This is a genomic window from Myroides odoratimimus (genome assembly GCF_038039805.1).
Lineage (GTDB): Bacteria > Bacteroidota > Bacteroidia > Flavobacteriales > Flavobacteriaceae > Flavobacterium > Flavobacterium odoratimimum_B.
In genome coordinates, this window is record NZ_JBBPHK010000006.1 from 96,762 (window position 1) to 109,584 (window position 12,823).

12 protein-coding genes are annotated in these 12,823 nt (G+C 34.0%); 6 read left to right on the plus strand and 6 right to left on the minus strand.

Annotated elements, in window-relative coordinates:
• Positions 1-479 precede the first annotated feature (479 nt).
• Together AABL85_RS07120 and AABL85_RS07125 are read right to left on the minus strand one after the other, a co-directional pair.
• Entirely contained in the window at positions 480-2,036 is a 1,557-nt protein-coding gene (locus tag AABL85_RS07120) for a ribonuclease E/G (RefSeq protein WP_286413454.1), read from the minus strand.
• 288 nt (positions 2,037-2,324) lie between these two features.
• Positions 2,325-2,621 (minus strand): HU family DNA-binding protein, encoded by a 297-nt coding sequence (locus tag AABL85_RS07125; RefSeq protein WP_006257401.1) that lies wholly within the window; start codon positions 2,619-2,621, stop codon positions 2,325-2,327.
• A 117-nt stretch (positions 2,622-2,738) separates the two neighbouring features.
• Between AABL85_RS07125 and mutY the strand changes: the two genes are divergently transcribed.
• Genes mutY through gldD form a run of 3 tightly spaced genes read left to right on the plus strand, consistent with a single transcriptional unit; the run spans position 2,739 to position 4,876 of the window.
• On the plus strand, positions 2,739-3,809 hold the full coding sequence (mutY, locus tag AABL85_RS07130; RefSeq protein WP_341309632.1) for an A/G-specific adenine glycosylase: 1,071 nt from the start codon (positions 2,739-2,741) through the stop codon (positions 3,807-3,809).
• Positions 3,810-3,813: 4 nt separating this feature from the next.
• A complete protein-coding gene (locus AABL85_RS07135) occupies positions 3,814-4,257 on the plus strand; it encodes a single-stranded DNA-binding protein (protein WP_286413452.1) in 444 nt (147 codons plus the stop codon).
• A 28-nt stretch (positions 4,258-4,285) separates the two neighbouring features.
• Positions 4,286-4,876 carry a gliding motility lipoprotein GldD gene (gldD, locus tag AABL85_RS07140; protein ID WP_341309633.1) on the plus strand — a complete coding sequence of 197 codons (591 nt, stop codon included), beginning with the start codon at positions 4,286-4,288 and terminating at the stop codon, positions 4,874-4,876.
• A gap of 286 nt (positions 4,877-5,162) precedes the next feature.
• On the opposite strand, the gene AABL85_RS07145 is transcribed toward gldD, so the two are convergent.
• The 3 genes from AABL85_RS07145 to AABL85_RS07155 form a co-directional block, all read right to left on the minus strand.
• Entirely contained in the window at positions 5,163-5,525 is a 363-nt protein-coding gene (locus tag AABL85_RS07145) for a heavy-metal-associated domain-containing protein (RefSeq protein ID WP_286413450.1), read from the minus strand.
• Positions 5,526-5,620: 95 nt separating this feature from the next.
• Positions 5,621-7,672 (minus strand): pitrilysin family protein, encoded by a 2,052-nt coding sequence (locus AABL85_RS07150; RefSeq protein WP_341309634.1) that lies wholly within the window; start codon positions 7,670-7,672, stop codon positions 5,621-5,623.
• A gap of 19 nt (positions 7,673-7,691) precedes the next feature.
• Entirely contained in the window at positions 7,692-9,011 is a 1,320-nt protein-coding gene (locus AABL85_RS07155; RefSeq protein ID WP_286436773.1) for a M16 family metallopeptidase, read from the minus strand.
• Between the two features lie 369 nt (positions 9,012-9,380).
• Here AABL85_RS07155 and rplU point away from each other — a divergent pair, with 369 nt between their 5' ends.
• The 3 genes from rplU to AABL85_RS07170 all read left to right on the plus strand — a co-directional run bounded on the left by rplU (position 9,381) and on the right by AABL85_RS07170 (position 11,378).
• Complete coding sequence (gene rplU / locus AABL85_RS07160; protein ID WP_006257408.1) at positions 9,381-9,743, plus strand: 50S ribosomal protein L21; 363 nt, start codon at positions 9,381-9,383, stop codon at positions 9,741-9,743.
• Between the two features lie 24 nt (positions 9,744-9,767).
• Positions 9,768-10,028: a 50S ribosomal protein L27 gene (rpmA, locus tag AABL85_RS07165; RefSeq protein ID WP_006257409.1), complete on the plus strand. Its 261-nt coding sequence runs from the start codon at positions 9,768-9,770 to the stop codon at positions 10,026-10,028.
• 327 nt (positions 10,029-10,355) lie between these two features.
• Positions 10,356-11,378, plus strand: coding sequence for a hypothetical protein (locus tag AABL85_RS07170; RefSeq protein WP_341309635.1), 1,023 nt, complete (start codon positions 10,356-10,358; stop codon positions 11,376-11,378).
• An 89-nt stretch (positions 11,379-11,467) separates the two neighbouring features.
• Here AABL85_RS07170 and dgt read toward each other — a convergent pair whose 3' ends face one another.
• Positions 11,468-12,814, minus strand: a complete 1,347-nt coding sequence (dgt, locus tag AABL85_RS07175) for a dGTP triphosphohydrolase (protein WP_341309636.1) — start codon at positions 12,812-12,814, stop codon at positions 11,468-11,470.
• Positions 12,815-12,823 lie beyond the last annotated feature (9 nt).

The following is a 12,823-nucleotide window of genomic DNA, read 5'->3' on the forward strand; positions in this document are numbered from 1 at the left end:
CTTCTTGATTCAATTATTTCAGCCAATACATATCTAATTACCTCATTCCATATCATTTATTTAAAATGAGTACTCATTTCCAAACAAGATCATACAACTAAGTATCCTATCAAAAAACTAATTATAATACTCAAGGCTGACATACAAAACAATGCTCTCTTACACTTGCTAAATTACTTTTTTGAGTATTGAATAAATTATAAAAAGCAAATAATAAGATAGAAAACACCACAAATAAACCACTAAGGATAAATATAATAGCCCTAAAGTTATCATATCGCTATACACATTCCCAAAGTTCATTATTTAAAAAAATAATACCCTAAGAGTATAACACCGTGCTAAAAAAGACAAAGACTCGCTTTATGTAGTTTTAAATCAACTTTTTAAGAAAGGATTATTTGATTATTAAAAGGCAAGAATGCTATCAAAAGGTAAGAAACAAAAAAACCACTAATCTCTGACTAGTGGTTTTTTTGTTATTCTGAAAGTTCATTTCCTTTATCATCTAAGAAATGGTATTCTAGATACGTGTAAGCGTCACGTGGAATTACTTTAACCCATTTTTTAAACTCTAAGTACCACTTAGCTCTAATAGATGGAATTCCTTTAGTCAAATAAGCAGCCACAAATGGGTGCGTATTTAAGATAATTTTTTTCGATTTATCTTTCGAAATAATATTTTCTAGGTCAGCCTTTATTTTGTCAATAACAAGAATAGGAGCTTCGATTTCACCATGCTCATTAGGATCTTCTTCTCTCGTTTCAATATTAACTTCAGGTCTAACACGTTGTCTAGTGATTTGAATTAATCCAAATTTACTAGGAGGCAAGATCTTATGCTTTGCTTTATCATCACTCATTTCTTCTTTTAAGAAATCGTATAGTGTCTTTCTATTCTCTGGATTCCCCATGTCAATAAAATCTACTACGATAATCCCTCCCATATCTCTTAATCTAAGCTGTCTAGCTATCTCAGCAGCAGCGATAAGATTAACTTCAAGGGCAGTATCTTCTTGAGACTGAGCTTTGTTTGAGCGGTTTCCACTGTTTACATCTATGACGTGCAACGCCTCAGTATGCTCTATGATTAAATAAGCTCCCTTACTCATAGAAACTGTTCTACCAAAAGAAGTCTTAATCTGACGTTCGATATTATATTTTTCGAAAATCGGAACTTCTAATGATTGATAGTGCTTCACAATAGAAACTTTCGAAGGAGCTATCTCTTGCAAATAGTCTTTCGTTTGGTAATACATATCTTCATCATCAGTCATGATACCCGTGAAAGTATCATTAAACACATCTCTAAGAATAGACGACGCTTTATTAACCTCTCCTAATACTTTAGAAGGATGATGAGCTACGCTTAATTTTTTGCACATATTGTTCCAGCGAGTCATTAGGTTCTGTAGATCTTTTTCGATCTCTGCCACCTTCATTCCCTCTGCTACCGTACGTACTATTACTCCAAACCCCTTTGGTTTGATTGTTTGAAGAAGTTTCTTTAAACGCTCTTTTTCTTCTTTAGATTCTATCTTTTGAGAAATAGAGATTCTATTAGAGAAAGGAACTAAGACTACATAACGTCCTGCTATAGAAAGTTCAGAACTAATACGAGGTCCTTTAGTAGAAATTGGTTCTTTAACAATCTGAACTAATAAAGACTGATTAGCACTTAATACATCACTAACCACGCCATCTTTATCAATTTCTTCCTCAAAAGGAAAGTTTTTTAAGGAGTAATCTTTTAATTTACCTCCGCTTACAAGTTTAGTGAACTTCAGCAAAGTTCGAAGATTAGGACCTAGATCGTGATAATGCAAGAAAGCATCCTTCTCAAATCCTACGTGAACGAATGCAGCATTAAGTCCTGCTACAGGTTTTCTAATTTTAGCGATAAAAATATCACCCACTTGAAAACCATCATCCTCACTCTCTTCTCTCTCTCTGTGTAGTTCAATTAGTTTTCCATCTTTTAATAAGGCAAAATCTACTGTATCAGAATTCGACCTAATAATTAGCTCTTTATTCACACTGTACATTTTTATCCATACTCATCCATTACGATGTCTAATAGACCAAATGAGTTTGTATAGATGGATTAAACATTAATACAGATATTTCTATCTGGAAAACTTACCTTTTGCAAGGCAAGTTTTTTCAGTATCTTTTTTCTACTAAAAGAAAAAAGTAGTTTTAAACTACTTTTTCTTTTTGTGACGGTTAGCTCTCGCTCTTTTTTTACGTTTGTGCGTCGCTACCTTATGTCTTTTTCTTTTTTTACCACTTGGCATAATGTGTGTAATTTAGAGATTAATAAATTATTTTACTTTTACTTCTGTGTTTGACTTTACGCCTTCTACAAACACCTTAGCTGGTTTGAATGCTGGGATATTGTGTGCAGGGATTCTGATAGTCGTGTTTTTAGAGATGTTTCTTCCTGTTTTCTCAGCTCTAGTTTTAATAATAAAACTACCGAAACCTCTTAAATAAACATTTTCACCAGCTTCTAAAGATCCTTTTACTTCTTCCATAAAAGATTCTACTGTTGCCTGTACTTCACCTTTCTCAAGCCCTAATTTTTCTGAAATTTTAGCTACAATGTCTGCTTTCGTCATTTTAGATATAAATTATTTTGTTGTTGTCTGATATTTTTAGAGTGTGCAAATATATTAATTTATATCCCAATAATTCAACCTTAATTGATTAAAATTTAAATATATAAAGTTTTAAGTTTGCGTTCAATACTTTTTACAATGATTTTTTCTAATAAACTCATTACTTGGTACTTAGAAAACAAACGCTTTTTACCTTGGAGAGAAACTAAAAACCCTTACGCCATTTGGTTATCAGAAATAATACTGCAACAAACGCGAGTAGCGCAAGGATTGCCTTATTTTGATGCCTTTTTAACCAGCTATCCTACTGTAAAAGATTTAGCTGATGCACCCGAAGATGATGTAATGCGCTTATGGCAAGGACTGGGGTATTACAGCAGAGCTAGAAACCTTCATGCAACAGCAAAAAAAGTAGCCTATGAGCTAAATGGAGTGTTTCCGACCAACTATAAAGAACTACTTACACTAAAAGGAGTAGGAGAATATACTGCAGCAGCCATAGCATCTATCGCTTATGATGAAGTAGTACCTGTAGTAGACGGCAATGTATTTAGAGTATTATCACGTGTATACGGTATCACCTCGGATATCTCTACCAATACTACTAAAAAAGAATTTCAAGCACTAGCGGCTACTCTTATTCCTCAGCATGACCCTGCAACCTTTAATCAAGCGATAATGGACTTCGGCGCTATACAATGCACTCCGAAGAGTCCAGACTGTCCATCATGTCCTTTTATTAAAGAGTGTGTAGCCTATCAGACTAATCAGGTGGCTGTACTGCCTATCAAACTAAGTAAGGTAAAGGTAAAAAAACGGTATTTAGACTTTATCATTCTTATAGATAAAGATGGCAATACCCATATAGAACAACGTACTGCTAAGGACATCTGGCAACAGCTATACCAATTTCCAGTATTTGACAGCTTCACTCATCACGTAGAAGACATAAACTCTGCACTGAGAGAGCGATATGACACCTTATATATAAAGGAGATAAAAGAACTAACGACGGACATTATCACACACCAGCTATCACATCAGAAGTTACACATCAAGTTCTGGTGTGTACAGATAGAAGCAACACCCTCTGTACAAACACGTTGGAAGGATTTAAATAAATTTGGTTTTCCGATTGTAATTCATAACTTTATTACATCCTTAGATTTAAAAACACTAATATCCTAACATTATGAACGGTACCCTTAACAAAGTTACATTAATAGGCCACCTAGGTGATAATGTCAAGATGCATTACTTCGAAAATGGTAATTGTATAGGTCGTTTTCCGATTGCTACTAACGAAGTTTATGTCAATAAAACCTCTGGAGAAAAATACACTTCTACAGAATGGCATAATCTAGTAGTCAAAAACAAAGCTGCTGAAGTATGTGAGAAATATCTATCTAAAGGAGATCGCATCTATGTAGAAGGAAGAATACGTACTCGCCAATGGCAAGGGGAAGACGGTGTGAACAGACAGACAGTAGAGATAATGGTAACAGAGTTCATGTTCTTAGATACCAAAAAAGAAAATGACTACAGACAAAAAACATCTTTTGAAGATGAAAAAAAAGAGGCTGTAGATAATTTTAATATCCCTAAAGAGACTAATAATGACAATTTGCCGTTTTAAGTAGGTTACCTTAATCGAAATAAGAAAGATGAAATTACAATATATAAGCACTTTACTATTATCTGTAGTCTTCTTCGCTGCATGCAAAGAGGATACTACTCCTAAGCCAAATGCTTTCTTAGCTCTAGACTATCCAAATCAGGAATACAAGACTTATCAAAACGAAAATGGTTTTGAGTTTAGTCAGAATCAATGGTCTACGATTAAAGAGACTAAAAAGAACTCGCTAGAGATACATTACCCACAGATGAAGGCTACCATCTTTATCAACTATAAACCTATAGAAAACAACTTAAATCTGCTGCTAAAAGACGCTCAGAAGCTTACTTATGAGCACTTCGTAAAGGCAGACGAAATTATAGAACAACCTTATATCAACTCTGATGACAGGGTATATGGAATGCTCTATGATGTACAAGGAAATGCTGCTACGAATGTACAATTCTACGCTACAGACAGTGTAAGAAACTTTATAGTAGCCTCTCTATACTTCTATGCTAAACCAAATTATGACTCTATCTTACCCGCTACAGAATATGTAAAGAAAGATATGAGAACACTACTGGAGACGCTTAAGTGGACTGGTAAACAGGAAGCAAATAAACCTACTATTAAATAGAATACATCTCGATTTTTATATTCCGATGGAGCTAATCTTTATAGATTAGTTCCATTTTGCTTTTATAGGATTCTTCTTCGTTATGGCAATTGAGTACCTACATCACAGGTACATCACTACTCCGTTAAAACACTTAAAATAACGGAGTCGGTACAGACTCATAACGGACTCACAACGGACTTAAATCAAACGAAACTAATACAAAAAGCGAGTATGTATCAACACACTCGCTTTATATCAAATATTTAAACAGATGGACAGTACCTCTACTTTTATATTGTATTTATTATTTAGTAGCACTAACACTCTCTACTTTATAGATCCCATTAGCGATCTTCTCTACAGTACCTACTAATGATTCTACACTCTGCTTAGATTCATCATAGTCTATCTCTGCAGTCTTAGTATCAAAGTCTACCTTAGCTACCTTCACACCATCTAGCCCTGCTAACTTACTCTCTATAAGCTTCGCACATCCTATCTCACATGTCATCCCATCGATCTTAAATGTAGTGTGCTCCACATTACCAGCTACTTCTGTAGATGCAGTAGATACAGACACATCAGCTGTCTTCTCTTCATTCTTACACGATACTAATAATATAGCTCCTAACATCATGAAGCCTATTGACTTTACTATTTTCATCATAGTGATTTTTAAAAATTACATTCTTAATGATACAAAAATAAAAAAAGCAACTGACAAATCAGTTGCTTTTTCAATTCTATTATTTAGATAATCAATTATTTAAAATCTTCATCAGTAACTCCTTCATTGATTTTAACATCAGAGATCTTGTTTATGATCTCTATACCTACATTCATTACATTCTTAAAAGGTATTTTAATTCCTTTTACCTCTTTATAATCTTCGTATGTAGTTACGATATTCATCACTTGCCCACCTTGCTCTTGCGTAGCCACAGATGATACCTTCAGTCCTGTCTCTAGATCATAGTATGTTACTACTTTTCCAGATTTGATACCTACAGCTTGTTTACCATTCACTACTTCTACTCCAGCGATAGAAGCATCGTTATTACTCTTTAATTTCAACTCTGGGAAAGGTGTTGCCTCTGACTGTAATGCTTTTAACTCTTCACCTTTCATCTCCATTTTTTGTCCTTGAGCTACGATGTATGCACCTTGAGGATTCACTACTTGTTTAGAAACAGTATTCCCCATCATCTTTTGTTCAGATAATAAGTATCCCTCTTTTAGTTTAGTAACTGACTCTAGCTTCATACCTTGTACTTCAGCTTCACTAATGATTACAAGAGATTTTACCTCAGATAATTTCTTCGCTCCACCGATAGCGTTAATGTACTTATCTACAACACTAGCAACTGTAACATCTTTAGACAATTCTTTTTTGTCAGCTGGCTTACTAGCTTCATCAGCCTCTTTAGTATAGTACTTAATCGGGTAACCTAATTTCTCTAACCCTGGTAATACGTCACTACCTTTACCTACGATAACGATGCGCATATTATCCTTAAGAAAATACTTCTGAGCTGCCTTCTGTACATCTGCTATTGTTACAGCATTGATATTCTTAATGTAGTTCTCATAAAAGTCTGCTGGTAGTTTAAACAATTCCTTATTAAGAGCATATCTAGCTACAGTAGCAGGTTTCTGGATTTCCATCACGAAGTTCCCTACATATTTAGCTTTGGCTAACTTCAGTTCATCTTCTTTTACAGGAGTCGTACGGATAAGATCTATCTCTTTTATAAACTCTGTTACTGCACTATCTGTAACAACGTTACGCACTGCAGCTGTAGCTCTGAATTTACCTGGGTATTTACGAGCTGTACTTATAGAAGAATACGCTCCATATGTCCATCCATGAGCTTCACGCAAGTTTAAGAAAAGACGGCCTTCTCCTCCACCTCCAAGAATTTGGTTAGCCAGAATAACAGCAAAATAATCCTTGTCAGTCATCTTTAATTCCACCTCGTTCACTAATGCTATTTCTGATTGAACAGCATTAGGCATATCTACGAAGTTAATCTCTGTAGCACTAACGTTTCCTTTATAGACAACATCTTTATACTGTGTATTCGACTTATTCCAAGCCTCAAAAAGTCCTTTGATAGATTTCTCTGTCTTTTTATAATCAATATCTCCTACCACAACTAAGTAAGCATTCTCAGGTGAGTAATACTTCTTAAAGTACGCTTGTACATCAGCAAAAGTTACATTGTTTAATGTCTTCTCTGTTTCGAATTCTCCCACTGGAGTATTCTTTCCGTATAATAATGCGTCTTCTACCCTATATGCGATATTAGTCACACTGTTCTCACCTGACTTTACTCCTTCAATAGCTTTTGCCTTAGCCTTGTCAAATTCTTCTTGTGTCAATACAGAGTTGATTACTCCATCTGCTAATAAATTTAGAATAGTCTCATTGTGTTTAGACAATCCATTCGCTGAAGCACCTCCTGTATGAAAATTAATTCTAGCCCCTAAGAAGTCAATTTCTTCTAAGAACTGATCTTTATTCATCTTCTTAGTCTCATTCCCTAACATCTCTGATAAGATAGTAGCTACTCCCGCTTTATCTCCATCATAGACTAGTGGATTATCAATACTCAATGTATAAGATACTCTAGGTAATTTCGTATTCTGAACAACCATTACCTTCATACCGTTCTTTAGTACAAAAGAGGTCGGCTGTCCTACATGTACTACAGGAGCTGGTCCTGGTACAGGCTGTTTTCTATCTTGAGCTTGTACTTCTAAAGCTGCTAAAGCAAACACTACACTTGCAGCATAAATATATATTTTTTTCATTTCTAGTCTACAGTTAAAATTAGTTATTAGCTTTCTTTGTAGGGATATAATCCAAAATTAACCTTTGATTTTTATTCAGGTATTTTTTAGCTACATCGCGAATCTCCTCTCTAGTGATACTTCTATAAATATCTATATTAGTATTAATTAGATTAACATCACCATACAATAGGTAGTAAGAAGCTAGATTCTCAGCTAATCCTTCTACATTAGAGTTAGAATCAACATATTGTTTTTCGAAAACATTTTGAAGTTTTTGGAAGTCACGCTCTGAAATTAACTCAGTCTGTAATTTCTCTATTTCTTCATCAATCTCTTTAATTAAATCAGCAGAAGTAAAACCTTGCATCGGAATACCGTAAATAAAATAGATACCGTAGTCTTCTTGACTAAAGCTAAAAGAGGCCATTTCTAAAGCCATTTTCTTTTGATCAACTACTTTTTTATACAATCTAGAACTTTTTCCACCAGATAAAATAGACGAAATCATATCTAATACACGTGCATCACGAGTCTTCATAGATGGCGTACGATATGCTTCTACTAACATTGGAAGTTGAATATTCGGATCCTGAAACTCAGCATGAATTTCTTTTGTAATAGGATCTTCTTCAAACTTGTTTTTAACCACAGGAGTACCCTTAGGTATAGGTCCGAAATATTGTTTAATCCATGTTTTCGCTTGATCTTTCTCAAAATCACCTGCCACAACTAAAACAGCATTATTAGGCAAGTAAAACTTCTTATTAAAAGCTAAGAACTCCTCAAGAGTAGCCGCATCTAGATGTTCCATAGAACCGATAGGTGCCCAACGATAAGGATGCTTAACAAATAGATTTTTTTTCACTTCTGAGAATAATTGTCCATAAGGTTGATTATCTACACGAAGCCTTTTTTCTTCTTTTACCACTTCATTCTGAGTAGTTACTCCTATCTGATTAATGATAGGGTGCATTAGACGCTCTGATTCCATCCAAAGCCCTAGCTCCAGATTATTAGAAGGGAATACTTCATAATAGTAAGTACGGTCATCAGAAGTGTTAGCATTATTATTACCACCATTAGCAGTTACTATCTTAAACCACTCACCGCGCTCAATATTCTTCGTCCCTTCAAATAGTAAGTGTTCAAAGAAGTGAGCAAATCCTGTTCTATCCGGATTTTCATCTTTAGCCCCTACGTGGTACATCACTGATGTCACTACTACAGGAGCTGATTTGTCTTGATGTAAGATCACGTGTAATCCGTTATCTAAAGTGTACTGCTCGAATTCCACTTTTTGAGCTAAGGCAGATATTCCGAAGAATAAAGAGCCTAGAACCAATAAAGATTTTTTCATTCTACAATATTTTGAAATTAGGTTATAAACTAATAAGTAGCAACTTTTTAAATTATGTTACACTATTTCTAAAAAATTTTCAAACTTTATTAAATAAACACTCAGGTAATATATAAAAATGACAATCTACGTCAGTTATAAGCAAGACCTATACACCCCGCAATATCGTTATCAAAAGTTGATATCCACTACTAATGATCTATCACAATCCGCCTTAAACAAACTTTATAAGATAATAAAGTATATCAGAACTAACTCATTTACACCAAAATAGAAATAAAAAATATTATAAATGGGAGCTGTAAAACTTTTGTAAATAAGAAATTAAATGTATATTTGCACCCTTAATAAACATTTTAATTTTTTGTTATGTACGCAATCGTAGAGATAGCAGGGCAACAATTCAAAGTTAGCAAAGACCAAAAAGTGTATGTACACCGTTTAGCAACTGAAGAAGGATCAAAAGTTACTTTTGACAAAGTTCTTTTAGTTGATGATAACAACAACATCACTCTAGGCGCCCCAGCTATAGAAGGTGCTTCTGTGGAAGCTAAAGTTTTACAACACCTACAAGGTGACAAAGTAATCGTTTTCAAAAAGAAAAGAAGAAAAGGTTACAAAAAGAAAAACGGACACAGACAAGCTTTAACTCAAATTGTTATTGAGGGAATCAATGCAGGAGGAGCTAAAAAGAAAGCAACTAAAAAAGAAACTGCTGAAGCAGCTGAGTAATTAACAAACTAAATTTAAAACGTCATGGCACACAAAAAAGGTGTAGGTAGTTCTAAGAATGGTAGAGAATCAGAATCGAAACGTTTAGGCGTTAAGATTTATGGTGGTCAAGCAGCTATCGCTGGAAATATCATCGTTAGACAAAGAGGTTCTAAGCACAATGCTGGTGAAAACGTTTACATGGGGAAAGATCATACTTTACATGCAAAAGTTGACGGTGTTGTTAAATTCCAAAAGAAAAAAGACAACAAGTCTTACGTTTCTATTTTACCATTTGAAGCTTAAGAATCAAACTTATTTATTTGTTTAATACAAATAAATAGAAAACATAGAGAAGGCGCTATAATTAATTATAGCGCCTTTTTTTGTGCACTTTAGTCTAGTATCATATCCCTTACTTTCTTTGTTCTTCAAAAAAAGCTAAATAAAGCTCCTTAGTCCATCTACTTTATTTAGATTAACTACAATAAACATTAACTCACAGAAACAACACAAATACCTACAAATCAGTATTTACTATTAATTATTTAGACAAAATAAAAATAGTTATTGTGGGTTTAGATATTTTATTTACATTTGTTCTAAATAATTAAACAATCTAACTTATTAAAAATGAAGATTAAAAAAGTACTTTCGTTATTTGCAATTACTGCATTTTTGTTGACGAGTTGTTCTAGTGATGATAATGAAATCATCAGACCAGAAGTCAAAGATCAAGTAGAAGTAAGTAAAGAATCTCCTGTAATTGGAGAATATTCTTTCAATCATGCAGGCAACCCTATTCCATTTGAATTTCAGAAAAAAACGATTACTATGAAAATGTCAGGGATGGCTGGTAGTGGTCAAGACGATGATATATTTGATGTTATAACAACATACAAAAATAAAGAAGGTGTACTAAAAACAGTTGCTAAAAACAAACAAAACGAATATAAAGCATTCTTTTTTAGAGATATAAAAGATGATAATAGTGAATTCATGTTTAACATGGATCTAACTGCTAAGAATGAAAACGAAGCAATAAAAGCTGCTTATCCTGCTAAAGATATTGTAGTAGATCACGATGCGGGTCAATTCGGATGGTTACCTTTGACAAAAGGTACTGTAGTAGAACCTATTGCCTTACCTGTAAATGGTAAATATGTATTCTCTGCTACTACTCCTCAAGGAACATTCACCTACTATTATAATTTCTCAAATGACGTAGTAAACTTCAATGGAGATTATGATATGACGGTTATTTCTCATAACAAGAACACGAATAAGATCTTACTTCAAGGTAAGGATGAAAAAGTAAAAGATTTTTACTACGTTATTCAGCTTAAAAATATTAAGGATGATAATGTAGATATCGCACGTGCAACTTATAAGGCTGACAAGGATGGATTAACACCAAAACAACAAGCTGAAAAAGAATTTGCTAGTCAAGAAGAAATAAAAGCTAATTTCACAACATATACTAAAGATAAAGGAACAAACAATACAGCCTTCGCTAACTTAAAAGGAAGTTATGTTATAGGAAAAACTTTAGAAGAAGCTAAATTAATTAAAGCTCCAGAAGCGAACAAAGTATTCATTCCTAAAGATGGAATGTCAAAATACGCACATCTTTGGATACCTACTACAAGAGAGTAATTTAATTTCACTGAAATTTTAAGCTAAAAAAAGAGGTAATAGTTCTAATACTATTACCTCTTTTTGATATTATTATAAATGATATAATCTTATCTATCGTTTCCCTTTATCATATTATATAACTCTAAAGCCTTACCGTCAGTCAGCATAGAGATAAAGTGACATATATTCATTAAGCGTATATACACACTATCACTCTCTATTCTATACTTGTCTGGTAATAGAGACATAATCAATAGATCATACTGACTCTCTTCTCCATAATAGACATTATTTACAGCAGAAGTAAACGCTTCTAGCAAAGCATTGATCACCTTATACCCTACTATTTCCTTTTCTATCACTTCACGGCTCTGGTATACTTTATTAATACTCACAGAAAGAATATCTTTCATCTGAGCGATATAACTACACTTCTCCGTTAAGGCATAAGGATATTCACCTGCTAGTATTTTCTCTTCATTCTCTAAGAATACTCTACATACATCCTGTATCAAACTCCCTATCGCTAATGCTCTTAAATAACTTACCCTATCCTCTTTAGAAGTTAACTGAGCATAAGTCTGTGAATTAATACTATTCTGAACAATCTTGATTAGAAACTCTAGAGCGTGCTCTTCTGGTATCCATCCAAGATTAATACCATCTTCAAAGTCAGTAATAGTATAACATATATCATCTGCTGCTTCAACCAAGAAAGCCAAAGGGTGTCTAAAATATGCTGCTTCAGCACGATCATTCTTAGATATAAGACCTAACTCGTTCGCTACATCAATAAATGCCTCTTTATCCTCTTGAAAGAAACCATATTTCTTATCTGATATATCTCTAGTTAATTTCTTAGGCAAACTCTCTTTAGGATACTTCATAAAGGCTCCTAGAGTAGCGTAAGAAATTCTCAAGCCACCTGCCATACCTGGGCGGCTCTTCGTCAGTATAGCAAAACCATTTGCATTACCTTCAAAGTCAATCAAGTCTTGCCATTCCTTATCTGTTACCTGATCTCTATACTTAGCTCCTAGTCCTCGTTTAAAGAAATCACCTATCGCACGTTCACCTGAGTGTCCAAATGGAGGATTACCGATGTCGTGTGCCAATGAAGCAGCTGCTACTATAGCACCGAAGTCATTTACTGTATATCCGTATTCTTCTGCTAAATAAGTATATTTATTTAAAAGACTAGAACCTACTATTCGTCCTAATGAACGCCCTACCACAGATACTTCTAAACTATGTGTCAATCTAGTGTGAACAAAGTTCGTCTTAGACAGAGGGATTACTTGTGTTTTATCTTGTAAACTTCTAAATGGTGATGAAAAGATGATTCTATCATAGTCCACCTCAAACCCTATACGAGTCTCTAGCTCATCTAATCTATTTCTAACAAAAGTGTCACCATACTTCTTTAGTGATAGTAACTTTTCCCATTTCATCATAAGCAAATG

Excerpts from the sequence above, each read along its gene's own strand:
- AABL85_RS07150 (WP_341309634.1), bottom strand. The coding sequence starts at position 7,672 with ATGAAAAAAATATATATTTATGCTGCAAGTGTAGTGTTTGCTTTAGCA.
- gldD (WP_341309633.1), top strand. The coding sequence starts at position 4,286 with ATGAAATTACAATATATAAGCACTTTACTATTATCTGTAGTCTTCTTC.
- AABL85_RS07155 (WP_286436773.1), bottom strand. The coding sequence starts at position 9,011 with ATGAAAAAATCTTTATTGGTTCTAGGCTCTTTATTCTTCGGAATATCT.
- AABL85_RS07170 (WP_341309635.1), top strand. The coding sequence starts at position 10,356 with ATGAAGATTAAAAAAGTACTTTCGTTATTTGCAATTACTGCATTTTTG.
- rpmA (WP_006257409.1), top strand. The coding sequence starts at position 9,768 with ATGGCACACAAAAAAGGTGTAGGTAGTTCTAAGAATGGTAGAGAATCA.
- rplU (WP_006257408.1), top strand. The coding sequence starts at position 9,381 with ATGTACGCAATCGTAGAGATAGCAGGGCAACAATTCAAAGTTAGCAAA.
- AABL85_RS07145 (WP_286413450.1), bottom strand. The coding sequence starts at position 5,525 with ATGATGAAAATAGTAAAGTCAATAGGCTTCATGATGTTAGGAGCTATA.
- dgt (WP_341309636.1), bottom strand. The coding sequence starts at position 12,814 with ATGATGAAATGGGAAAAGTTACTATCACTAAAGAAGTATGGTGACACT.
- AABL85_RS07125 (WP_006257401.1), bottom strand. The coding sequence starts at position 2,621 with ATGACGAAAGCAGACATTGTAGCTAAAATTTCAGAAAAATTAGGGCTT.
- AABL85_RS07135 (WP_286413452.1), top strand. The coding sequence starts at position 3,814 with ATGAACGGTACCCTTAACAAAGTTACATTAATAGGCCACCTAGGTGAT.